Genomic DNA, 23,805 nt, shown 5'->3' with positions numbered 1-23,805 from the left:
GCGCGACCGCAGCGCCGGGCGGATCGGCACTCTCGGATCGGTCGTGGAAGGTGCCGAGCGAGACTGCTTGCATCTCGACGACGAAGGGAGAGGATGTGTTCATGGCACTCCCGGACGACACCGAACGGGCAGACGACCCCGCCGACGGCGGCAGAAGGGTCGCCCCGGCGGTGAGCGCTCCGACCGCCCGCACCGCATGGAGTATCACGTTCCTCGTGATGATTCTGCAAACGATCAACTTCGCAGACAAGGCAGTACTCGGGATCGTCGCCCGACCGCTGTCCGAGGATCTGGGACTGTCGAACGCGGACATCGGACTCTTGGGCAGTGCCTTCTACGTCCTGTTCGTCATCACCGGGCTGGTGGGCGGATTCATCGCCGACCGAGTACGCATCGTCTGGGTGCTGCTGGCTCTGGCCCTGCTGTGGTCACTGGTTCAGATCCCGGTACTGCTCGTGGGCACGTTCACCGCGCTGATCGTCAGCCGCGTACTGCTCGGCGCCGCGGAAGGCCCCGCGGGCGCGTTGAACAACGTGGCGGTGTTCGGATGGTTCCCCAAGAGCAAACGCGGCCTTCCCTCCGCGGTGGTCAGTTCCGGAACGTCGCTGTCGAAGATATTGATGGCACCCGCGCTCACGGTGATCGTCGCGGCATATGGATGGAAGGCCGCATTCTGGACCCTGATGATCGTCGGCCTGGTGTGGGCGGCGGTGTGGCTGGTTGTCGGCAAGGACGGACCGTATTCGGTGAGCAGTGCACGCCAGGTGGCCCGGTCCGGTGCGCCTGACGGCAACGTGACAAGGGTGAGTTTCCTGCGGATCGCCGCATTACCCACCTTCTGGGGTGGGGTGCTCGGCATGTTCGCCATCTACGGGATGGTTGCGGTGATTCTCACCTGGCTGCCTTCCTACTTCGAGCAGGGGCTGGGTTTCAGCCGGGTCGACTCGGGACTGCTCTTCGCACTGCCGAGTGTGACCGGGATGGCGTCGATGTTGTTGGTGTCCTTCATCACCGATCGACTCGCCGGCAGGGGGATGACAGTGCGGGTCTCGCGCGGAATGGTGTCGGTGGTGGCATTGTTCGCCTGTGGCGTCATGTTGGCCTCCATCCCGTTGGTACACAGTGCGTGGCTGGCCGTGTTCCTCGTCGTCGCGGGATACGGAGCCGGGGTGGCCAGCTACCCGCTGATGAATGTCGCGGTGGCACACATCAGCCCGGAACGTCAGGTCGCATCCACTTTGGGCGTGTTCACCGCATTGTTTTCGACCTCGGGCATCCTCGCGCCGTGGCTCACCGGTCACCTCGTCGATGCGGCGACGACGCCGGCACAGGGGTACACGACGGCTTTCCAGATCTTCGGTGTCGTGGCGATCATCGGCGCCGTGGTGATGGCGCTGACGGTCGATCCCGAGCGTGATCGTGCCCGGATCGCAGCGATCGATACGCTGACCAGCGCCGACGACAGGTCCTGACGAAGGCGCAACCCAGCCGAACCAGTATGCGAGGCCGCGCGGCCACCCGGCTTCGGTCATCGCACACGAATCCACCACGGGCGATTGGCTGACGATACGTCAATTGCTGTGTAGTCCTGCGCTATTCACAGCAGTCGAAACTGACCAAAATTGTTGTCGACATAAATTGTGATTCCTGTTACGTTGTGACAGGCACCACTCATCCGGCCTGTGCCGGACATTCGAATCGTGAAGAATCAGCCGAAATCGAGGAGCCCTCGTGAAGCTTTGTGTCACCCCCCTGACCGGATCCATCGGCGCCGCAGTGGACGGCGTTCGCCTGGACGAGCCCATCGACGACCAGACCGTGGAGACGCTGCGCGCAGCCTTCCGCGAGCACTGCACGCTCGTATTCCGGGACCAGTACGTAAAGCCGTTGGCGCAGATCGAATTTGCCCGGCTGTGGGGCGAGCCGGTAGTCACCGAAATGCTGAACCCGCTGGACGGGCACCCGGAGATCTTTCAGGTCGCCAACGTCAAGAAGGAGACCACCGCCACCGAAGCCTGGCACTACGACGGATCGTTCACCGCGGCACCACCGAAGATCACGATGCTCTCGGCGATCACCACCCCGGTGGGCGGGGACACGATGTGGTCGAACCAGTACCTCGCATACGAACGACTGTCCCCGGCACTGAAAGACACCCTCGACGGACTCATGGTGCGATTCAGCGGCATCCGGCTCGGCCGCATGCTCAACGTCGCCGAGCAGGACACCCCGACCGCGGTGCATCCGCTGGTGCGGACCCACCCCGAGACCGGGCGAAAGGCCCTGTTCGTGGGACACCGGGACAACGCCTGCATCGACGGCTGGACCCGGCAGGAAAGCGAACCCCTGCTCGAATACCTCTACCAGAGCTCGGTCACCCCCGACAACGTCTACCGCCACGCCTGGCGCGAAGGAGACCTCGTCATGTGGGACAACCGGTGCACCATGCACTACGCGATCCACGGCTACGGCACCCAGGAACGAGTCCTCAACCGCATCACCCTCCGCGGCGAGGTCCCCGCGTAGGAGCCCCTACCACCCGCTCGCCGCCGACACCCGATGTTTCCGATTCGAATTCGATTGCGGTACATACTGACTGGAGCAAACCCATGCAAGTTCTCGACCAGACCTCGGTGAACGCGACGGCATCCTCGAGCGAGGCGGAACCCACACGCCGAACCTGGAAGGTGTCGCGGGAGTCGCTGGTGGTGCGGGGAGCGCAGATCCTCCTCGGCCTCGCGTGGCTGGGACTGTGGCAACTCACGGCAGAACACGAGTGGCTGGACCCGGTACTCGCGAAGACACCGGGGCAGTCGTGGGAGTACCTGGTAACGGCGGCGAAGTCCGGCGAGCTGTGGACCAACACTCGGTACACCATGGTCGCAGTTCTCATCGCGTGGATCGTGGCAGGTGCTATCGGCGTCGTCTTCGGTGTCGCGCTGGGACTGCTACCCCGAGTCGAGCGAGTGCTGACTCCGTATCTCGATGCGGCCAATGCAATGCCGCGGATCGCCCTCGCGCCGTTGTTCATCGTGGCACTCGGCATCAACACTTCGGCGAAGGTTGCGTTGGCCTCGACGTTGGTCTTCTTCATCGTGATGTCCGGAGCACGCGCCGGGGTGCGATCCACCGACGCGGAATGGTTGCGCCTCTCCACTGTCTTGGGGGCCACGAAGTCTCAGATGTTTCTGAAGGTACTCATTCCGGTCGCGACGCCCGCGATCTTCGCAGCGCTGCGGTTGGGGCTGATCTATTCCCTGCTCGGCGTGGTCGGTTCCGAACTGATCTCGGCCCGAAACGGATTGGGCCAGTTGGTCGCCACATACTCTGCGACGTTCCGGATGGAGGCGGTGTACGCGATCCTGCTGTTCCTGGCGTTGATGGCAGTGGTACTCAACCAGGCGATGAGTCACGCCGAGCGCTGGTTCCTGCGGTGGCAGCCCCCAGTTGATCGATGACCAATCCTGTCATCGGAAAAGACAAGTCTGGAGCACATGAGATGTCCATGATTTCTACCGCACGGCATGCAGCACGTTCCGCCGGGGTCGGCTCGCCTGCGGATCCGGGCAGGAACGCGATCGAGTTCGAAGGCGTGGAAGTAACCTATCCGGCTCCACAGGGCGGCACCCGGACCGTGTTGTCCGGAATCGACCTACAGATCCCGGCCGGCGAATTCATCGCCATCGTCGGCCGAAGCGGTTGCGGCAAGACGACATTACTGAACATGGCGGCCGGTCTCGTCGACCCCGCTGCGGGCAGGGTATCCGTTATGGGAAAGACACCGCGGGATGCGCGGTCGCATCTCGGATTCATGCTGGCGCGCGACGCCCTGCTGCCGTGGCGCAGCGCGTTGCGCAATGTCGAGTACGGGCTCGAGTTGCGGGGCGTGCGCCGGGCGGAGCGCAGGGCGCTGGGGCGGCGGTGGCTGCAGGCGGTTCACCTCGAGGAAGCTGGGCATCTGTGGCCGTGGCAGCTGTCCCAGGGAATGCGGCAACGCGTGGCACTGGCACGAACCTGGGCGCTGGACCCGGAGGTGCTGCTGATGGACGAACCCTTCGCCGCACTGGACGTCAACACCCGGATGTCGGTGCAGAAGGAATTCCTCGAGTTGTGGCAGCGCGAAGCGCACCGCACCGTCATCTTCGTCACCCACGACCTGGGTGAGGCGGTGGCCCTCGCCGACCGGATCGTGCTGATGGGGGAGGGGAAGGTCCTCGACGACGTACAGGTGGACATCCCACGGCCACGAGAACTCGCCACGGTTTCCGCTGACCCTCGGTACCAGGCGATATACGAACGCCTGCGTGAACGACTGCACTGAATCATCCTCGGCAACCAAGCGTCCCGACAAGCAGGAGACCCAGATGCTCGACAAGCGTTCCGCAATCACAATCGCAGGGGCACTAGCCCTGCTCAGCTCGATGGTCGCGTGTGGCTCCGCCGGCACCGCACCCACGTCGGAGAACGGGCTCACTTCCATCACGATCGGCAGTATGGAGAGCAACTCGCTCAGTTTCCCGTACACGATCGCCCAGGAACAGGGTTTCTTCCAAGGGGCAGGTCTCCAGGTCGAAACTGTCACCGCACCCTCGGGGCCCCAGCTCACGGCGGCGTTGATCGGGAACACGACCCAGATCGCGATCGGGACACCCGAGAACGTCATGGGTGCCATGAATCAGGGGCAGCAGATCACCGCGATACCACCTTTCGGGCACATAGACATGTCACTCGTCACTCCCGCCGACAGCGGGATAACCGATGTCACATCTCTACGCGGAAAGCAGATCGGCGTCGTTCAACGGGGGAGCGCCTCGGAGAGGTTCGCCCGCACGGTTCTCTCCGGTAACGGTGTGGATCCGGATAGCGTGACCTACGTCGCGGTGGGATCCGGCGCGACGATGGAGCCGGCGGTGCGCAACAAAAAGGTCGACGCAACTGTGGGTTCGACCTCCACCGTGGTCACGATGGAGGACCACGGCATCGAATTCCGTACCTTGGCGAGCCCGTTCGACGGCACGGCAGGCGAGCTGGGCGATGTGGGACTGCAGACGTTCTGGACGACGACCGAAGAGTTTGCGCAGCAGAACCCGGAAATCCTCAACGGATTCTGCACCGCGATGAACAAGGCCGCCGACTGGATCGCAGACGACGCGAACCGTGGGTCCGGTGTGCAGTCCCTGGCGACCTTGCTCCGGATTCCGGCGGAGAGCGCCGGACGGATCTGGGACAAAACACACCTGTCCTGGAGTCCGACGATCAATGAAGCCACGTGGACCGCGAACGTCGACTGGATCCTCGGCGACGAGAGTTCGGGTCTTTCCTTCGAGCAAGCCGTCATGCCCGAATGTGCCTGAGGCAGTGAATGCTCCCGCATGTTCGAGGGAGTAGGTCTCGCCCGGCGGCGGCCGCAGGGGCAGATCTGTAGCAACGCGTGAGAGTAATCGCTATGCGAAAGGGTCGACTGTGTCTGAAAGATTGCGGCCGGTAATCGATCTCGAATCATTGCGCATGCTCGTGCTGGTCGCTGATCTCGGCAGCATCTCGGCAGCTGCCCGTGCGGAACAGATCAGCCAGCCGTCGGCGAGTAGGCGAATCAAGGCATTGGAAGAACAGCTGCGGCTGGAACTGATCGATCGCCGGACCCGGGGTGCGGAGTTGACCGTGCACGGCCGAATGGTGACCGACTGGTCTCGCGGCGTCGTGGACGCCGCGGATACCCTCGTGGGCAGCGCCCGGGCGCTGACAGCGCAGGCCACCGAGACGGTGAATATCGGGGCGAGCCAGACCGTCGCGGAGTCTCTCGTGCCGACATGGCTGGCCGAGTTTCGCCGGCACGGCGAGTGGCCCCAAGTGCAGCTGCGCGTTACCAATTCGCAAGGAGTGATCGCGGCACTGCGTGCGCGCGAGATAGACCTGGGGTTCATCGAATCTCCAGACGTTCCCAGCGATCTGCGCAGCGTCCCGGTCGGCCGAGACCGCCTCGTGCTGGTCGTCTCACCTCTGCATCGGCTGGCGTGCTGTCGTCGGCCGCTGTCTGCTCGCGAGTTGGACGAGCTGCCGCTCGCCACCCGTGAAGGTGGCTCGGGAACCCGGGAAACGCTGCAGCGTGCGATGGGCGCAACGATGTCGCCTCCAGCGATCGAACTGCACTCGAATACTGCGGTGAAGGTGGCGGTCAGTGGGGGGGAGTACGCCGCCGTACTCAGTGAGTTGACCGTGCGGCAGGAACTGCGCGACGGACGGTTGCTCGAGGTCCCGCTCGCCGATCTGGACCTGACCCGATCGCTGCACGCCATTTGGCGAAGTGGCACCCGCATTCGGGGCTCCGCCGGTGACTTCCTCGCCCTCGCCGCACCGTCCCCAGGCCCGGAACCGGCCGTGGGTCCCGGAGTAGCCCACGACAAGGTGTAGCTCCCTCTAGATTCGGGGTATGGACCTGCGTCAGATGGAGTACTTCCTCGCCGTCGTCGATTGTGGCGGGGTCACACGGGCCGCGACACAGTTGCACGTCGCGCAGCCCTCGCTGTCGCAGGTGGTCCGCAAGCTCGAGAAGGACCTCGGGGTCGAACTGTTCCATCGCGTCGGCCGAGGCCTGGTACTTTCCCCTGCCGGCGAGGCACTCGTCGGCCCGGCGCGGACGATCCTTCGGGAGGTGGAATCGGCCGAGAACGCGGTGCGCGACGTCGGGGCGATGCGCGGCGGCCGGATCGACATCGCCTCACTGTCGGACCTGTCCTCCGATCCACTGTCGGTATGGGTTGCGAAATTCCGCCTGCAGTACCCCGACGTCCGGTTCCACATCGAAGAGCGCGACGAGATTGCCGATGTTGTGTCCTTGGTCCGGTCGGGGGCGTGTGAGCTGGGTGTTCTTGCTCTACCGCTGCCGACCGAGGGCCTCGTCGGGGAGGAGCTGATCGACCAGCAGCTCGTGCTGGTGTGTCCGCCCGGCACCGACGCACGGTGGCCGGATCCGGTGCCCATCGAGGAGCTGACTCGTGTTCCGTTCGTCATGGGCGAAAGGGGAACGGCGACCCGGGACTTCATCGATCGCTCGCTGCGGTTGCACGGAGTCGAACCCGACGTCGCGGTGGAGGTGCGTCAGCGCGGCGCCGTACTTCCGATCGTCCTCGCGGGCGGCGGCGTGTCGATCGTCGCCCTGCGCAGTGGACTCGACGCGATGTTGCGTGGCGGGGTGGTGCGCGAACTGTCGCCGCGGCTCACCCGCCGTATGGGTGTGGTCCGCCGTCCCGGCCGGATCACCGAGGCGTCCACGCAATTCTTGGCATGTGCTCGCGCGTCCTTCGAGGAGTTCGCCGCATCCATCGCCGCGCACATGGCCTCCGGTACGTCCCTCGTGGACGCGGCGAAGCTGACGCGGGCCGAGTCCGACCGCCAGATACGCGAGGACATCGCGGGCAGCATCGACTCATAGGTAATCGCAGTACTTTTCCTACTTTTCTGGTCTTTGACCTGATCGATTCTCGCGCCTTGAATGGTGTGTACCTGATCACACCGTTGCGGCGGAACCCGGCTCGATCACCTAGGCGGTCGCCTGCGGAATCCATCCGGACCGGTTCACACGCCACGCACATCATCGCGACGGTTCGTTCCACGAAGAGGACCTATGACCCAGACATCATCGCCGACGACCACGTCGGCCAGGCACACCAGATCGGCGCCGATGCGACGCGCCTGGATCGTCGTCGGCCTCCTGGTCGTGTTCATGCTCATCAATCACGCGGACAAGTCCGTCATCGCGTTCGCCGGTGTGCAGATCCAGAAGGACCTCGGCCTGAGCCCGCAGGAGTTCGGCATCATCCAGAGCAGTTTCTTCTGGCTGTTCGCCGTCGGTGCCCTGTTCTTCGGCTGGTTGTCCTCCAAGGTGAGCCTGCGCTGGCTGATGGCCGGCCTGATGCTGACGTGGGTGGCCACCATGGCCCCGCTGCTCGGCACGGTCAGCTTCAGTGTGCTGGTCGCCTGCCGGATCGTGCTCGGCTTCGCCGAGGGTCCCGCGTACGCGCTGGCCAACCACGCCGTGCACTCCTGGTTCACTCCCGAGAAGCGAGCCATGCCAAGTGGATTCGTCACTGCCGGTGCCTCGATCGGCACCCTCATCGCCGCACCCCTGCTGACCTGGATCATCGTCCGCTGGGACTGGCACGCCGCGTTCTACATCCTCATCGTGATGGGTCTGGTGTGGGCGGTGGCCTGGATGATCTTCGGCCGCGGCGCCCCCGAGGAGAACACCCCGGCCGCGAAGACCGCGATCGTCGTCGACACCGTCGACGCCCCGTACAAGACGATTCTTCGCACCGGCACCGTGCTCGGCATCGCGCTGCTGATGTTCTGCTCGTACTGGTCCACCACGCTGAAGGTGGCCTGGCTCCCGGTCTACCTCCAGGACGGACTCGGCTACGACACACTCACCACCGGCCGCCTGGTAATGCTCCCCTATGGGTTCGCAGCGGCAGGCGCGATCGCCGCGGGTTGGTTCTCCAGCCGCCTCATCGCGCGCGGTGTCTCCCGGAAGGTTGCCCGCGGATACCTCTCGGCCGTGCTGATCGGCGGCGCAGGCGCCGCAATGATGGGCTTCACCGTGCTGCCGCAGGGCCCGGTGCAGATCCTGCTCGTCTCCCTGGCCTTCTCGCTGAACACGGCAGCATTCGGTGTCGCGCTGTCGGCCATCGCCGACGTCGTGCAGTCGAAGAAGCGCGGCATGGTCCTCGGTGGACTCAGCGCGGTGTCGAGCATCTCCGGCATGATCGCGCCGCTCGTGCTCGGCTTCACCGTCGGCGGTACAGCCGACAAGATCTCCGGCTACGCCAGCGGCTTCCTGATGAGCGGCGCGCTGATGGTCGTCGGCAGCATCATCGCGGTGTTCCTGGTCAACCCGGACCGCGACATCGCCCGCATCCGCCGCAGTGTCGAGGAGGCAGCATGAACATCGACAAACCCCTGGACGGCGTTCGCGTCGTCGACTTCGGACAGTTCATCGCCGCCCCGGCCGCCACCCAGATCCTGGTCGACCTCGGCGCGGACGTGATCAAGGTCGAGCCGCTGCACGGCGAGTCCGCCCGCGGCATCGGTCCGGCGGGCGAGGCCATGCTGCAGAACTACAACCGCGGCAAGCGTGCAATGGCACTGGACCTGAAAGACCCGCAGGCACAGGAGATCGCGCGAAAGCTGATCGCGAGCGCCGACATCGTGGTGCAGAACCTGCGCCCGGGCGTCATGGAGTCGTTCGGCCTCGGCGCCGAGGATGTCCTCGAGGAGTACCCCTGGATGGTCTACGCCACGGTCAGCGGATTCGGCCTGCACGGACCGTCGAAGTACCGGCCCGGACTCGACATCGCGGCGCAGGCCGAGAGTGGGATGATGTGGGTCACCGGCGAGACCGACAGCGAGCCGCAGAAGGTCGGGTCCCAAATCGTCGACGCCGCTTCCGGTTACGTCTGCGCCCAGGCGATCCTGGCGGCCTACGTGCGCCGGCTCCGCACGGGCGAGGGCGACACCGTCGAGGTGTCGCTGCTCGAGGTCGCGATCCACCTGCAGGGCACGAACTGGGGCCAGTACCTGATCACCGGTGAGGAGCCTGTCCGCAAGGGCAACGGTCAGCCCAGTATCGCCCCCGCCGCGGACGTGATGACGACCAGGGACGGCAGCCTGGTCCTGTCCGCCTACTCGGATGTGCACTTCACCCGACTGTGTCGCCTCATCGGGCGCCCCGACGTCGCCGACGACCCGCGCTTCGCGAACAACACCCTGCGGGTGGCAAACCGCAAGGCGATGCTCGTCGAACTGCGGAGCGCATTCTCGACGATGACGAGCGACGAGGCCATGGAACTGCTGACCACCAACGGCGTTGTCGCGGGCAAGATCAACACCTATCCCGAGGCCATGCGGAGCGCGGACGTGAACGCGTCCGGACTGTTCCTCGAGGTCAGCGGCGCGGACGGGGTCCCGAACACCGCTCTCGGATCGCCCTGGCACCTGGGCAGCGTGGCCAAGCTGTCCAGCGAAGGTGACCCGGACCTCGGCCAGCACACCGCCGAACTGCTCGCCGAACTCGGCTATCCCGCCGCCACGGTCGACGCGCTGGTCGCCGACAAGATCGTCGGCGTCGGCTAGACATCGGCACCCACCTGCCGCCCCCCACTTTCACAAAAGAGGATTCACCATGCAACGCACCATCTTCACCGAAGACCACGAAGCCTTCCGGGACTCCGTCCGCCAGTTCATCGCCAAGGAGATCACCCCGAACCTGCCCGAGTGGGAGGCCGCCGGTTTCATTCCCCGCGACTTCTACAAGAAGACGGCAGAGATCGGAATCAACGGGCTCCAGATCCCCGATCAGTACGGCGGCGGCGGTATCGACAGCTTCTTGTTCAACACCGTCGTCTACGAGGAGATCGGTTATGCCGCAGCATCGCTCGGCGGGTTCCAGGTCCACCTGAACACAGTGCTGCCGTACTTCCTCGAGTACGCCGGCGAGGAGCAGCGCGACCGCTGGTTCCCCGGTTTCGCCGACGGCAGCCTGGTGAGCGCGATCGCGATGACCGAGCCGGGCATCGGTTCCGACCTGGCCGGCGTCACCACCACCGCCGTCCGCGACGGCGACGACTACATCCTCAATGGCAACAAGACCTTCATCACCGGCGGCATCAACGCCGACCTGGTGATCGTGGTGGCGCGCACCTCGAAGGATCCCGAGAACCGCCGCAAAGGCCTGTCGTTGCTGGTCGTCGAGGGTGACATGCCCGGCTTCATCCGCGGCCGCAACCTGCACAAGATCGGCATGAAGTCGTCCGACACCGCCGAGCTGACGTTCGACAACGTCCGCGTGCCGGCCCGGAACCTGCTCGGCGAGGAGGGCGCGGCATTCAAGATGCTCGCCCACAACCTGCCGCAGGAGCGGCTGTCGATCGCGATCACCGGTCTCGCCACCGCGACCGCCGCGGTGAACCTCGCCATCGACTACGCCAAGGAACGCCTGGTCTTCGGCAAACCGCTGGCCGACTTCCAGAACACCAAGTTCGTGCTCGCCGAGTGCGCGACCGAACTGCAGGCCGGCCAGGCGCTCGTCGACCAGGCGCTGATCGCGCTGGACGGCGGCACCCTCACTCCCGCCGACGCGGCCAAGGTGAAGCTGTTCTGCACGGAGATGCAGGCCCGGGTCATCGACAAGTGCCTGCAGGTGCACGGCGGCTACGGCTACATGAGCGAGTACCCGATCGCGCGGCTGTACGCCGACGCCCGCGTCACCCGGATCTTCGGTGGCACCAGCGAGGTCATGAAGAGCGTCATCTCGAAGTCGATGGGTCTGTAGGCATCCCATTCCGCCCCGGCGGGCCACACACCGTTCCCACCCCGGACGCCACGCGGCCGGACAACCCGAAAGACCTTCTCCATGCAGATCAAGGACATCAACGCCGTCGTCACCGGCGGCGCATCCGGACTCGGACTGGCCACCGCGACCCGCCTGGTCGAGGCCGGCGCCACCGTCACCCTGCTCGACCTCCCCGGCTCGTCCGGGGCCGAGCAAGCCGACGCGCTTGGTGCGGCAGCGCGGTTCGTGCCGACCGACGTGACCGACGGGGACGCCGTCGCCGTCGCCTTCGCGGCAGCCGCCGAGAGCGGCCCGGTGCGGGCCGTCGTGCACTGCGCCGGCCGCGGTAGGCCCATGCGCGTCCTCACCAAGGATCGCAAGGCCGCCGACCTCGAGCCTTTCGAGTCGGTGATCAGGCTCAACGTGATCGGCACCTTCAACGTGCTGCGGTTCGCGGCCGAGGCGATGGCCGCGAACGAACCGCTGGACGGCGACCGCGGTGTGTGTGTCTTGACCGCCTCCGTCGCTGCCTACGAGGGGCAGATCGGGCAGATCAACTATGCGACGTCCAAGGCCGGAGTCGTAGGGATGACTCTGCCCGCCGCCCGCGACCTCGCCGGTGTCGGGATCCGGGTGTGCACCATCGCGCCCGGGGTGTTCGCAACCCCGTTGTTGCTCAATGCTCGTGACGACATCCGCGACGCCCTGGCCGCTTCGGTTCCGCACCCGCAGCGGCTCGGCGAGCCCTCCGAGTTCGCCGCGCTGGCCGCGCACATCATCGAGAACGGCATGCTCAACGGCGAGACGATCCGCCTCGACGGCGCGATCCGGATGGCACCCCGGTGACCGACGAGACACCCGCACCGGTCGTGCTGACCGAGCGGGTGGGACCGGTGCTGGTGATCACGCTCAACCGCCCCGACGCGCGAAACGCGGTGAACGGCGCGGTCGCACAGGCGGTCGCCGCGGCGGTCGAGCTGCTCGACTCCGATCCGGACCTGCGGGTCGGCGTGATCACCGGAGCCGGCGGATATTTCTGCGCCGGTATGGATCTCAAGTCCTTCCTGCGGGGCGAAAGTCCCCGCGTCGAGGGCCGGGGGTTTGCCGGTCTCGTCGAGGCACCCCCCGCCAAACCCCTCATCGCCGCAGTCGACGGTCCTGCCCTCGCCGGCGGATTCGAGATCGTTCTGGCCGCGGACCTCGTCGTCGCCGCGCCGACCGCGACGTTCGGCCTGCCCGAGGTCCGCCGCGGTCTGGTCGCCGCCGCGGGCGGACTGACCCGGCTTCCCACCCGACTGCCCCGGGCTGTCGCGCTGGAGATGGTGCTCACCGGCAAGGCGATGACCGCCGCGCAGTTGCACCCGCTCGGCCTGGTCAACCGGCTGGCCCCGGAGGGCGGGGTGCTGGCGGCGGCGCTCGAACTCGCCGAGGAGATTGCCGGCAACGGGCCGCTCGCAGTGCGGGCCAGTAAGAAGGTCGTCGACGAGTCTCCGGGCTGGCCGCCGGCCGATGCCTTCGAACGGACCCGGCAGATCGTGATGCCGGTGTTCGACTCCAACGACGCCCGCGAGGGCGCCGCCGCATTCACCGAACGCCGCGCCCCGGTCTGGACCGCGACGTGATCACCGAGAACGAGAGAACAGGAACACACCATGCGTGATGCAGTCATCGTCGAGGCCGTCCGGAGCCCCATCGGTCGCCGCAAGGGTGGCCTCGCGGAGGTTCACCCCGTCGACCTTTCCGCGACCGTCCTGACTGCGCTGCTCGACCGGTCCGGGGTCGACGCCGCAACAGTCGACGACGTCCTGTGGGGATGCGTCGGTCAGGTCGGCGAGCAGGCAGGCAACATTGCCCGCAACGCGGTTCTCGCCGCGGGATGGCCCGAGTCGGTTCCCGGCACCACGATCGAGCGGCAGTGCGGATCGAGCCAGCAAGCACTGCATTTCGCGGCCGCCGGTGTCATCTCGGGCCAGTACGACATCGTCGTCGCGGGTGGAGTCGAATCGATGACCCGGATCCCGATGGGATCGGCGCGACGCGTCGGACTCGGCGATCCGAACAGCGAAGCGATCCGGCGACGCTACGAGGGCATCGAGTTCAACCAGGGCCGCGGTGCCGAGATCCTCGCCGACCGCTACGAGCAGAGCCGTGGCTGGCTCGACGAGTACAGCCTGCGCTCACACCAGCTAGCCGCACAGGCGGCCGACGACGGCCGATTCACCGGCGAGATCGTGCCGGTGACCCTGCCCGGCGGAACGAAACTCGAGGTCGACGAGGGAATCCGTCGGACCACCACCCTCGAGAAGCTCGCGCAGTTGGAACCGGCTTTCGGTGAGGACGGCCGCATTACCGCAGGCAATGCTTCGCAGATCTCGGACGGCGCAGCCGCATTGCTGGTGATGTCAGGCGAGCGCGCACGGCAACTGGGACTCACACCCCTTGCGCGGGTGCACACCGCCACGGTGGTGGGCGACGATCCGGTCGCGATGCTGGCAGGGCCGATCCCGGCCACCGCACGGGTGCTCGAACGGGCCGGACTGGCAATGGACGACATCGGGGCATTCGAGGTCAACGAGGCGTTCGCCAGCGTGGTGGGCGCGTGGCTACGGGCGACCGGGGCGCCTGAAGACAGGGTGAACTCTCTCGGCGGCGCGATCGCGCTCGGACACCCGCTCGGCGGATCCGGCGCCCGCCTGGCCACCACCCTCGTGCATCACATGCGGGCCGACGGAGTCCGCTACGGACTGCAGACGATGTGCGAAGGCGGCGGCATGGCCAACGCCACCGTCTACGAGAACCTCGCCGTCGCAGGCTGACGCTGGTCATCGTTGGACCTCAGGACCGGGAGATATCGAATGCCATGAACTACCGAGAACCTCGCCGATGGCAACAGAGGCGTCGCGTCGAGTGGATCGATGTCGACCGCAACGGCAAGCACCCTGACAACGAGGCGCAGCGGCTCATCGAGTTCGCCGGCCGGTGGGCACCCTACGGGGGCGCGACCGGGGAGGAGATCCTCGTCAACTTCGGGATGACATCGCTCCGATTCGTCGAGCGTTTATGGCAGGTCATTCCTGAATCGACGTGCGACCAGGAAGAGATTCGCAGTCTCGCCAGCGCGTACCCGCTGGATCGGCCAACGAACCGGTCCTGACCACCCGCAGCCTCAGGCTCTCGGACTCGGGGCAGTGGCCGTTGATGGTGCCCAGGTCGGGGAGGGGCGGACGATCCGTCCCACCCCTCCCCGTCCTTCTGTGTGCTTCCGACACGACATCGGCTTTTCCGGCACGACCCGCCGGGAATCGGGGCACACTTGCAGAAGACCTCGGCGGAGGAGGACACCGTGTTCCACCGCGGAGACGATGCCGTCACCGAAGAACACTCGCTGGACGAGTCCCTGCTCGTCGAGCCCGAATCCCCGCGCCGGCCGTGGCGGGAATTCCTCGTCTCGACCCCGGGACGACTGTCCGTGCTGGGGATCGCCCTCGTCACCGCCGCGCTCGCGACCGGGGCGATCACCTCGGCGGCGATCAGTGCCCGGCAACAGCGCATCGAGACCCTGCGGACGCACACCGAACCCCTCACCTACGCGGCCGAACGGCTCTACAGTTCGCTGTCCATCGCCGACGCCGCGGCCGCCACGTCCTTCATCTCGGGCGGTGTCGAGCCGATCGCCGTCCGAAATCGGTACAACCAGGCGATCGGGGACGCGTCGAACGCGCTGGTCACCGCGTCGAACGGCGTCGCCTCGACAGACGCCGCGGCCCTCGCGCTGCTGTCCGAGGTGTCGAGGGATCTCGCCGACTACACCAGCCTGATCGCCACGGCCCGCGCCAACAATCGGTCGGGCAACCCGGTCGGCGTCGCCTATCTCAGCGATGCCTCCGCGATGATGCAGGACACGATCCTGCCCGCAGCCGAGCGTCTCTACTCGGAGCAGTCGAGATCCGTCGCCGACACCCAGTTCCTCACCGGGCGGCTCCCGAGGGCCGCGTTCGCCGTCGCCGTCGCCCTGCTCGTCGCGCTCGTCCTCGCGCAGGTGTACCTGGCGCGCAAGAGCAAACGTCGCGTCAATCCCGGCCTCGTCCTCGCCTCCCTCCTCGCTGCCACCCTCCTGATCTGGCTGGGCGCCGCCACCCTCGTCTCCACGGCAGCCACGGACCGGGCGAGAACCGAAGGGGCGCAACCACTCGGCACGATCACCCAGGCACGGATCCTCGCCCAGCAGGCCCGGGCGGACGAGACGCTCGCGCTGCTGCAGCGCGGCTCCGACGAACAGTCCGAGGTCGACTACGCCCGGCGGTCGGCCGAACTCGCCGACATCCTCGGGGGGCTGCAGGACGGCGATCACGGGCCGGCGACGACACCGCCGATCGACGCCGCCGTCACCGCGCTCGGCGACTGGCGGCGCGCGCACACCATGCTGCAGGAGAAGCTCGACGTGGGGGACTACCCGGGGGCGAAGGCCATCGCGATCGGCCCCGCGGACTCGGCGTCCCCCGCCACGTTCGCGGCCCTCGACGAGTCGTTGCAGGACGGCATCGACCGATTCCGCAGCGAGGAACTCGACGGGATGGCCGACGCATATCGCTCGTTGTCGCTGCTCGCGGTGGGTAGCATGGTGATCGGCGTGCTCTGCGGGTTCGCCGTCGGTGGGGGGATCTGGCCCAGACTGAACGAGTACCACTGATGACGCGGGTGAGTCGACCGAGACGGCGGACGCGCCCGCGCGCCCTCCTCCTCTCCGCTGCCGTGGTCGCCGTCCTCGCAGCCGGATGCGCCACCCCGCAGCCCCTCACTCCCACCGTTTCGGGCGACTACTCGGAAACCCCGTTGACGAGCGGGGCCGAACTCCTTCTGCCCACCGGGGGCGACGTACCCGAGGAGCCACCTGCACCCGACTCCTGCGGCGCGCTCGCGAGTCTCCGCCCCGCCGCGCCGGACATCCGGGCGCCGGGAAGCTCGCTTGCCGAGATCACCGCCCGCGGCCGGCTGATCGTCGGAATCGACCAGAACACCAACCTCTTCAGTTTCCGGGATCCGACCACCGGCATGCTGATGGGATTCGACGTCGACGTCGCGGGAGAGGTGGCGCGGGACCTGTTCGGTGACCCCTCCCGGGTCGAGTTCCGACTGCTCACGTCCGGCGACCGTTTCGATGCCCTCGCGAACGAGGACGTGGATCTGGTGGTCAAGAGCACGTCGATCACGTGCGAACGGTCCGAGCGTGTCGCCTTCTCCACCGTGTACTTCCAGGCCTATCAACGTCTGCTGGTGCCGAAGGGATCCGGCATCTCCGGCCCGGAGGATCTGGCGGGCAAGCGCGTCTGCACCGCCGGCGACACCACCTCACTGGACACCGTTCGCCGAGTGCAGCCCGAGGCCACGATAGTGGCGGTACCCGACTGGGACGACTGCCTCGTGGTTCTCCAGCAGCGGCAGGCCGACGCCGCGAGCACCGACGACTCCATCCTCGCCGGGCTCGCCGCCCAGGATCCGAACCTGGAGATCGTCGGCCCGCCGCTCGAGTCGGAGCCGTACGGCATCGGGGTCAACAAGACCAACGAGGATCTGGTGCGCTTCGTGAACGGCACGCTGGATCGGATGCGTGCGGACGGAACCTGGACGAGGCTCTACGACAACTGGCTGACGGTTCTCGGCCCTACCGCCGGACCACCCGCCCCTACCTACCGGGACTGAGGTGACACCGACGTGAGCGACGAAACCAGGCGAACGCCGATGGACGACGACCCGCACTCCACCAGGGGTGTGCGATTCGATCCGTTCGCGGATGACGACGACGAGGACGTCCCCTCGTCGCGCACGGTGCCGGACGCCGTCCACACCTCCGACCTGTCGATGCTCCTGACCAATCCCGTTCTGGCGGAGCACAAACGCTACTGCGACCGATGCAAACGCCCCGTCGGACGTTCCACCGCCGCGCGGCCGGGAGACACGGAGGGGGTGTGCACCCACTGCGGCACCGTCTTCTCGTTCGCCCCGCAACTCGAGGCGGGCGAACTCGTTGCGGGCCAGTATGAGGTCCTTGGGTGCCTCGCCCACGGCGGCGTCGGCTGGATCTACCTCGCGCTCGACCACAATGTCAGCGACCGCTGGGTGGTCCTCAAGGGCCTGCTGCATTCGGGCGACCCCGTGGCCCAGGAGATTGCTCTCGCCGAGCGCCGGTTCCTCGCCGAGGTCACGCATCCGAGCATCGTCAAGATCTACAACTTCGTCGAACACCCCGGGATGGACGGCAATCCCATCGGCTACATCGTCATGGAGTACGTCCGGGGCAGAACGCTGCGCGACCTGCTCACCGAACTGAAGGAGGAGGCCGGGCCCGACGAACCGAAGCCGATGCTGCCGGTGGAGCACGCCATCCGCTACCTCCTCGAGGTCACGCCCGCGCTCGGATACCTGCACTCGATGGGGTTGGTGTACAACGACCTCAAACCCGAGAACATCATGATCGGCGACGACTACGACCAGCTCAAGCTCATCGACATGGGCGCGGTCGCCAGGATCGGGGACCACGGATACATCTACGGCACACAGGGTTACCAAGCCCCCGAGATCGCCACCACCGGTCCCACCGTCGCCTCCGACATCTACACCGTCGGGCGCACACTCGCCGTGCTGACCCTCGACATGCCCACCGCCGGGGGCTGTTACGTCGACGGCCTGCCGACACCTGAGGAAGCGCCGCTGCTGGCGGAGTACGAGTTCTATCACCGGCTGCTGCTGCGGGCCATCCAGCCCGATCCGGCCCGCCGCTTCGCGTCGGCCGAGGAGATGTCGACGCAACTCGAGGGTGTCCTGCGCGAGGTGCGGGCCCAGCAGACCGGCCAGCCGCATCCGGGACTGTCCCACCGATTCAGCCCGCAGCGCACGACGTTCGGGACCGACCTCACGATCAGCCGCACCGACGTCTACGTCGACGGGCATCGTCGGGACGAGCGGATCAGCGCGATGAGTATCGTTCGAGCACTACCGATTCCGTTGGTGGACCCGGACGATCCGGCCGCGCCGTTACTGTCCGTCGTCCACAGCAGACCGAGGGAACTCCTCGATTCACTGCACAGGGCGAAGGAGGCGGCGGACGACGGCGTGGCGTCCACGAGCATCGAGATCCCGCTCGCCGAGGTACGCGCACACCTCGATCTCGGGCAGCCCCGTGATGCCGCCACCATTCTCGAATCCCTCGACCACCAACGTGAGGACACGTGGCGCGTCGACTGGCACACGGGACTGTGTGCACTGGTGGGCGGTGACTTCGAGGCGGCGTTCACCCGATTCGATTCCGTCCTGACCGCGCTGCCGGGCGAGGAGGCCCCGAAGCTCGCCCTCGCGGCGACGGCCGAGATGTGGTGCGAATATCGCTCCGGCGAGGACATCGAGCGGTGGCGCCGAACCGCCGAAAAGTACTACTGCACAGTGTGGCGCACGGATCACGGCGCGGTCAGTGCTGCGTTCGGGCTGTCGCGGCAACTCGAGCACCGCGACGACCGGGCGGCCGCGGTGGAGGCGCTCGACGAGGTGCCACCGACATCACGGCACTATGCCGAGGCCCGGTTGACGAGTGTGCTGATGCTCGTCCACGATCGGCCCCTCGCCGAGGTGAGCGAACTGGATCTGCAGGAGGCCGCCCGGCGCGTCGAACTGCTCGCCCACGACGAGCGTCGCGCACTCCAGACCCGGGTGCTCGTCCTCGGCGTGGCCGTGGACTGGCTGCACGCCGGTGGTGTCCCCGAGACGACGAGGATCCTCAGCGTGCCGTTCACCGAACGCGGTCTGCGCACCGGGGCGGAGTCGGCGCTCCGGGCCCTCGCCCGCAAGGCACCCGAGCGCAGGCATCGGTACACCCTGGTGGATCTCGCCAACCTGATCCGCCCGACCACGTGGCTGTAACACCCGAACTTGGGTCACAGCACCCCGAATCCGAGGTGCTCGCGTCCCCACCGGGCATTCCACGCCATCACCTGGATACGGTCGGTCAAAGCATCACGGCTGCGGACTGTTTCGGCCAGCTGGCCCATGAGTTCGATGATCCGTCGCCGAGCGTCCTCCAGTTCCGTTGCCAGGCGCTCCTCCTCCCTCGACCTCGCGGTGCGGTTCCTGCTCGCGATCATGGTGTTCATCTCTACTCCGATCGTGACGACGTGGCGTTCTCCACGTGGTTCATCGCACCGACAACTCTGAGCCATCTGGTACGGGTCCAGAAGATCCAGAAAGACGGCGAGACAGGGGACCAATCTGGACCTATGACGTAGCGCACAAGTGGCTCTGACGCCGGAGACGATTCGATCGTAGGGTTCGAGTGCTCGCTGACATCTCGACCGGAGGTACCCATGCGTATCCACACCGACGCACTCACCATCGCGGGCCGGGACTTCTCGTCCCGGCTTCTCATGGGCACGGGCGGTGCGGCCAACCTCTCGGTACTGGAAGAGGCACTCGTCGCCTCGGGCACCGAACTGACGACGGTGGCGATGCGCCGAGTGGACGCCGCAGGGAGAACCGGGCTGCTCGAACTGCTGGATCGACTGGGCATCGCGTTGTTGCCGAACACAGCCGGCTGCCGGGGCGCCGCGGAGGCCGTGCTGACTGCGCGCCTGGCCCGCGAGGCCCTGGGCACCAACTGGGTCAAGCTCGAAGTGATCGCCGACGAGCGCACGCTCCTGCCCGATGGGATCGAACTCGTCTCGGCAGCAGAACAACTCGTGGACGACGGATTCGTCGTGCTGCCGTACACCAACGACGACCCCGTGCTCGCCCAGCGCCTGGTCGATGCCGGATGCGCCGCCGTGATGCCACTCGGTTCGCCGATCGGCACCGGGCTCGGCATCTCGAACCCCCGCAACATCGAAATGATCGTCGCGCGCACCGACATCCCGGTCATCCTCGACGCCGGGATCGGCACAGCGAGCGACGCAGCATTGGCGATGGAACTCGGCTGCGACGCAGTACTGCTCGCGTCGGCGGTGACGAGGGCTTCGGACCCTCCGCTGATGGCCGCGGCGATGGCCGGAGCGGTCACGGCCGGGCGCCACGCCCGGAACGCCGGACGAATCCCGAAACGGTTCTGGGCGCAGGCGTCGTCACCGGTCGCGGTGTAATCGGGCGTCCCGCGAACGCCGACTCGGCTAGCGTGAACCCCCATGCGGGTACACCACCTCAATTGCGGCTCGTTCTCCTCGGCGCTCATCGGGCGGTTGGTGTGCCACGTACTGGCGTGTGAAACCGACGCGGGTATCGTGCTGGTCGACTCCGGCTTCGGGAAGGCGGATGTCGCCGACCCCACCGGACGCGTCGGCCGGTACTCGAACCTGATGGGTGCCCGGTTCCGGGAGTCGGAGACGGCGGTCCGCCGGCTCGAGAAGCTGGGCCTGAATCCTGCGGACGTGACCCACATCGTGGCGACCCACCTCGACTTCGACCACATCGGCGGTGTGGCCGACTTCCCGAACGCCACTCTGCACACCACCGCCGCGGAACGGACAGCATGGGAAGGACGTTCGTCGTTCCGGGAGAAGGTCCGGTACCGTCCCGCCCAGCTCACCCCCGCACCCACGGTGCACACCTACTCGGGGCCGGGCGAATCCGTGCTCGGTTTCTCCGACACCTACCCGATCGCCGGGGTCGGCGACCGCATCGTGCTCGTCCCGTTGCCCGGCCACACCCGGGGCCACGCGGCGGTGGCCGTCGACACCGGCGAGAAGGGCTGGCTGCTGCACGCGGGCGACGCGTTCTACCACCGCAGCACTGTCGCCGCCCCCGGACAGGTGTCGCCGGGAACCGAGGGTCGCGCCCTGCGCGTGATGGAAGAGCTGATCGCGGTGGACCGTTCGAAGATCCGCGGCAATCATCGTCGACTCCGGGAACTGAACAATCAGGAGGCGCCGCGGGTGCGCGTCTTCTCCGCCCACGACCCGACCCTGTTCGAGGAACTGGCCGGTGAGCGGGGCTAGCGCTACCGCTTCACGAAGGGGCTCAGTCGATCGCGAACCAGGCCCGCACCTGAGCCTCGTGGTCGATGTACCGTTCGCCGGACACGTCGACGACGACCTTGTCGATGGCGCCGCCGGTGAAGGTGAACGGTGCGGTGTAGTCCGGGGTCACCGGGGATGCGCTGTCACGCCCGACGCAGATGCCGTCGCCGACGAGGCAGAACGCGCCCGGCTGGGTCACGATGTTCCCGCCCGCCACCCGCTGGTCGTCGACGTATAAGGTGACGGCTCCCGCGAACCCCGGCACTGCCGGGTCGGTGTTCTTGCCCTCCACCGTGAACTCGGCTGTACAGACATGTGATCCCGGAGTGATCTCGCTTTCGGCGGTGATCTCCTGGAGGTGTGTTCCGAGCCAGTTGTACACATAGTGCAGTCGCCGATCCTTCAGGTAGAGGCTGTGTCCGCCGGCCACGCCACCGTGGGCGTAGAGGACGCCCTCGGCGTCGGCGGTGTCCAGGCGAACCCCCGCCGCGATCGTGAACGACCGGCCGTTGATCGGGACACCGGCCGACTCGGGAACATCCGCGCAATCCGGGTAGTACACATACTGATCTCTTTTCTTCCCGGAGTGCGGGCGCTCGGCCACGACCTGCTCGAGGGCGCTGCGGTCGTCGAGTGGCAAACCGTTGTAGAGACCGGCGTAGTAGAACCACAGGCTTTTCAGAGTCGCCAGACGTTCCGGTTCCTGCGCGGCGAGGTCCTTGGTCTGGGCCCGGTCCTCGTCGAGGTGGTAGAGCTCCCAGACGTCGTGCTCGTAGTGACCCCACCCGGACAGTGGCGGATGCACGGCAGTGGCGAGCCACCCCCGCTGATACAGGGATCGCTGACCGAGCATCGTGTAGAACTGCAGTTCCTTGCCCGGTGCCGTCGCATCGGTCAGGGATGCCGCGAAACTCTCCCCTTCGATGGGGTTCTGAAGGTATCCCCCGAGGGTGCGCGGCGGTTCGATTCCCACCAGTTCGTAGATCGTCGGAACGATGTCGACGGCATGGATGTACTGGTGCAGGGGCTCACTCCTGGGCTCGAGCTTTGCCGGCCAGGCGACCATGCACATGTCGGCGATGCCGCCCTCGTAGCCGGCCCACCGCTTCCAGTACGGGAACGGTGTATCGAACGCCCAGGCCCATCCGGTGTTGTAGTGGTTGTACGACGCCGGCCCGCCCAGTTCGTCCAGGTGTGGGAGTGTCTCCTCGGTCGTGTCGGCGACCCCGTTGAAGAAGCGCCACTCGTTGAACGATCCGTTCGGGCCGCCCTCACCACTGGCGCCGTTGTCGGAGATGACGACGATGAGCGTGTTGTCGAGTTGCCCCGAGTCCTCCAGAAAGTCGATCACCCGACCGAGCTGATCGTCCGCGTAGGAAACGAAGCCGGCGAACACCTCAGCCATGCGCGCGAAGAGGCGCTGCTCGTCGGCGGTGAGCGACGCCCAGGGCCGGACCGTGTCGAGTTTCGGCCAGGGTTGCCCGTCGGGTCCGGTGCGTGTCGGCTCTCCGTGCGGATTGATGGGTGAGAGCTCGGTGTTCTCGGGCAGAAGTCCCATGTGCTTCTGCTGCTGCAGGATTCCGGCGCGAATGGCCTCGTACCCTTCGTCGAACCTGCCCTTGTACCGGTCGGCCCACTCCGCGGGGACGTGGTGCGGTGCGTGCCCGGCCTGCGGCGCGAGATACATGAAGAACGGTTTGTCGGGGTCGACGGATTTCGCGTCGCGGATGAACTCGATGGCCTTGTCCGACAGGTCCTTCGACAGGTGGTAGCCGTTCTCGGGGGTGCCGGGAGCATCGACCGGGTGATTGTCGTAGACGAGATCCGGGTACCAGCTGTTCGTCTCGCCGCCGAGGAATCCGTAGAAGCGTTCGAATCCGCGGCCCAGTGGCCAGCGGCTCTTGACCGCAGACATGTTCGTTTCTTCGCCCGGGGTGAGGTGCCATTTTCCGACGCAGTAGGTGTTCCAGCCCTGCTCGGCCAGAACTTCGGAGATGAACGCATTCTCGAACGGGATGTGGGTCGAGATGCCCGGGAATCCGGAGCTGAACTCCGCGATGGTCGCCATGCCGTTGGTGGTGGCGTTGCGACCGGTCAGCAGCGACGCTCGGGTCGGGGAACACAATGCCGTGGTGTGGAAGTTCGCGTATTTCGTCCCCATGTTCGCGATGCGTCTCATGGTCGGGGTGTCGACCGGGCCGCCGAAGACGTCCATGGTGCCGTATCCCACGTCGTCCCAAGCGAGGAGCAGGATGTTCGGGGCACCGTCAGGGGCTGGTGTCGGCAGGTATGGTTCCCAGTCCGGGACCGAGTCACGAATATCGACCGCGATCTTCCCCCGCTGATTCCTGGCCATGGTGTCACTCCTCGACTGGGTAGGGTTGACCTGCCATGCGGTCGCTGCACCCGTGCACCGGCCGCCGGCGGGGATCGCCGGTGATCCCCGCCGGATTCATCGTCCGGCCGCCGACGACCGGGTGTCTACGC

General features: G+C 66.6%; 21 protein-coding genes. 19 read left to right on the top strand and 2 right to left on the bottom strand.

What is annotated here, in order from left to right; genetic code table 11:
* The first annotated feature begins 101 nt into the window (after positions 1–101).
* The 17 genes from OYT95_RS19565 (at position 102) to OYT95_RS19485 (ending at position 19,237) form a co-directional block, all read left to right on the top strand.
* Positions 102–1,472, top strand: coding sequence for an MFS transporter (locus tag OYT95_RS19565; protein WP_255221827.1), 1,371 nt, complete (start codon positions 102–104; stop codon positions 1,470–1,472).
* 259 nt (positions 1,473–1,731) lie between these two features.
* Positions 1,732–2,526, top strand: a complete 795-nt coding sequence (locus OYT95_RS19560; protein ID WP_268788726.1) for a TauD/TfdA dioxygenase family protein — start codon at positions 1,732–1,734, stop codon at positions 2,524–2,526.
* An 83-nt stretch (positions 2,527–2,609) separates the two neighbouring features.
* Positions 2,610–3,458 carry an ABC transporter permease gene (locus tag OYT95_RS19555; protein ID WP_268788725.1) on the top strand — a complete coding sequence of 283 codons (849 nt, stop codon included), beginning with the start codon at positions 2,610–2,612 and terminating at the stop codon, positions 3,456–3,458.
* 47 nt (positions 3,459–3,505) lie between these two features.
* On the top strand, positions 3,506–4,321 hold the full coding sequence (locus tag OYT95_RS19550; RefSeq protein WP_255221558.1) for an ABC transporter ATP-binding protein: 816 nt from the start codon (positions 3,506–3,508) through the stop codon (positions 4,319–4,321).
* Positions 4,305–5,354, top strand: coding sequence for an ABC transporter substrate-binding protein (locus OYT95_RS19545; RefSeq protein ID WP_268788724.1), 1,050 nt, complete (start codon positions 4,305–4,307; stop codon positions 5,352–5,354). Before OYT95_RS19550 ends, OYT95_RS19545 begins: the two co-directional genes overlap by 17 nt.
* A gap of 109 nt (positions 5,355–5,463) precedes the next feature.
* A complete protein-coding gene (locus OYT95_RS19540; protein WP_268788723.1) occupies positions 5,464–6,411 on the top strand; it encodes a LysR family transcriptional regulator in 948 nt (315 codons plus the stop codon).
* A 19-nt stretch (positions 6,412–6,430) separates the two neighbouring features.
* Positions 6,431–7,432 (top strand): LysR family transcriptional regulator, encoded by a 1,002-nt coding sequence (locus OYT95_RS19535; protein WP_174233811.1) that lies wholly within the window; start codon positions 6,431–6,433, stop codon positions 7,430–7,432.
* A gap of 192 nt (positions 7,433–7,624) precedes the next feature.
* On the top strand, positions 7,625–8,941 hold the full coding sequence (locus tag OYT95_RS19530; RefSeq protein WP_268788722.1) for an MFS transporter: 1,317 nt from the start codon (positions 7,625–7,627) through the stop codon (positions 8,939–8,941).
* Positions 8,938–10,128 (top strand): CaiB/BaiF CoA transferase family protein, encoded by a 1,191-nt coding sequence (locus OYT95_RS19525; protein WP_268788721.1) that lies wholly within the window; start codon positions 8,938–8,940, stop codon positions 10,126–10,128. Before OYT95_RS19530 ends, OYT95_RS19525 begins: the two co-directional genes overlap by 4 nt.
* A 49-nt stretch (positions 10,129–10,177) precedes the next feature.
* Positions 10,178–11,326 (top strand): acyl-CoA dehydrogenase family protein, encoded by a 1,149-nt coding sequence (locus OYT95_RS19520; RefSeq protein WP_037234698.1) that lies wholly within the window; start codon positions 10,178–10,180, stop codon positions 11,324–11,326.
* 81 nt (positions 11,327–11,407) lie between these two features.
* Complete coding sequence (locus tag OYT95_RS19515) at positions 11,408–12,172, top strand: SDR family NAD(P)-dependent oxidoreductase (protein ID WP_268788720.1); 765 nt, start codon at positions 11,408–11,410, stop codon at positions 12,170–12,172.
* Positions 12,169–12,948, top strand: a complete 780-nt coding sequence (locus OYT95_RS19510) for a crotonase/enoyl-CoA hydratase family protein (protein WP_268788719.1) — start codon at positions 12,169–12,171, stop codon at positions 12,946–12,948. Before OYT95_RS19515 ends, OYT95_RS19510 begins: the two co-directional genes overlap by 4 nt.
* Before the next feature lie 30 nt (positions 12,949–12,978).
* Positions 12,979–14,142 carry a thiolase family protein gene (locus tag OYT95_RS19505; RefSeq protein WP_268788718.1) on the top strand — a complete coding sequence of 388 codons (1,164 nt, stop codon included), beginning with the start codon at positions 12,979–12,981 and terminating at the stop codon, positions 14,140–14,142.
* Positions 14,143–14,186: 44 nt separating this feature from the next.
* Entirely contained in the window at positions 14,187–14,480 is a 294-nt protein-coding gene (locus OYT95_RS19500; RefSeq protein ID WP_268788717.1) for a hypothetical protein, read from the top strand.
* Positions 14,481–14,669: 189 nt separating this feature from the next.
* A complete protein-coding gene (locus tag OYT95_RS19495) occupies positions 14,670–16,016 on the top strand; it encodes a hypothetical protein (protein WP_112300397.1) in 1,347 nt (448 codons plus the stop codon).
* A complete protein-coding gene (locus tag OYT95_RS19490) occupies positions 16,016–17,026 on the top strand; it encodes a glutamate ABC transporter substrate-binding protein (RefSeq protein WP_037234719.1) in 1,011 nt (336 codons plus the stop codon). The genes OYT95_RS19495 and OYT95_RS19490 overlap by 1 nt, the downstream gene beginning before the upstream one ends.
* Before the next feature lie 12 nt (positions 17,027–17,038).
* Entirely contained in the window at positions 17,039–19,237 is a 2,199-nt protein-coding gene (locus OYT95_RS19485; RefSeq protein ID WP_268788716.1) for a serine/threonine-protein kinase, read from the top strand.
* 14 nt (positions 19,238–19,251) lie between these two features.
* Here OYT95_RS19485 and OYT95_RS19480 read toward each other — a convergent pair whose 3' ends face one another.
* The gene (locus OYT95_RS19480; protein ID WP_268788715.1) at positions 19,252–19,467 is read right to left on the bottom strand and encodes a hypothetical protein; all 216 of its coding nucleotides are present in this window, start codon (positions 19,465–19,467) and stop codon (positions 19,252–19,254) included.
* A gap of 210 nt (positions 19,468–19,677) precedes the next feature.
* Here OYT95_RS19480 and OYT95_RS19475 point away from each other — a divergent pair, with 210 nt between their 5' ends.
* Positions 19,678–20,445, top strand: coding sequence for a thiazole synthase (locus OYT95_RS19475; RefSeq protein WP_037234725.1), 768 nt, complete (start codon positions 19,678–19,680; stop codon positions 20,443–20,445).
* 42 nt (positions 20,446–20,487) lie between these two features.
* Complete coding sequence (locus OYT95_RS19470) at positions 20,488–21,297, top strand: MBL fold metallo-hydrolase (RefSeq protein ID WP_037234727.1); 810 nt, start codon at positions 20,488–20,490, stop codon at positions 21,295–21,297.
* 22 nt (positions 21,298–21,319) lie between these two features.
* On the opposite strand, the gene OYT95_RS19465 is transcribed toward OYT95_RS19470, so the two are convergent.
* Positions 21,320–23,674, bottom strand: a complete 2,355-nt coding sequence (locus OYT95_RS19465; RefSeq protein ID WP_268788714.1) for an arylsulfatase — start codon at positions 23,672–23,674, stop codon at positions 21,320–21,322.
* Positions 23,675–23,805 lie beyond the last annotated feature (131 nt).

The organism is Rhodococcus sp. JS3073 (assembly GCF_026810085.1).
GTDB lineage: Bacteria > Actinomycetota > Actinomycetes > Mycobacteriales > Mycobacteriaceae > Rhodococcus_F > Rhodococcus_F wratislaviensis.
The sequence above is the reverse complement of the archived record's forward strand: the minus strand, read 5'-3'. Positions and strand labels throughout refer to the sequence as shown.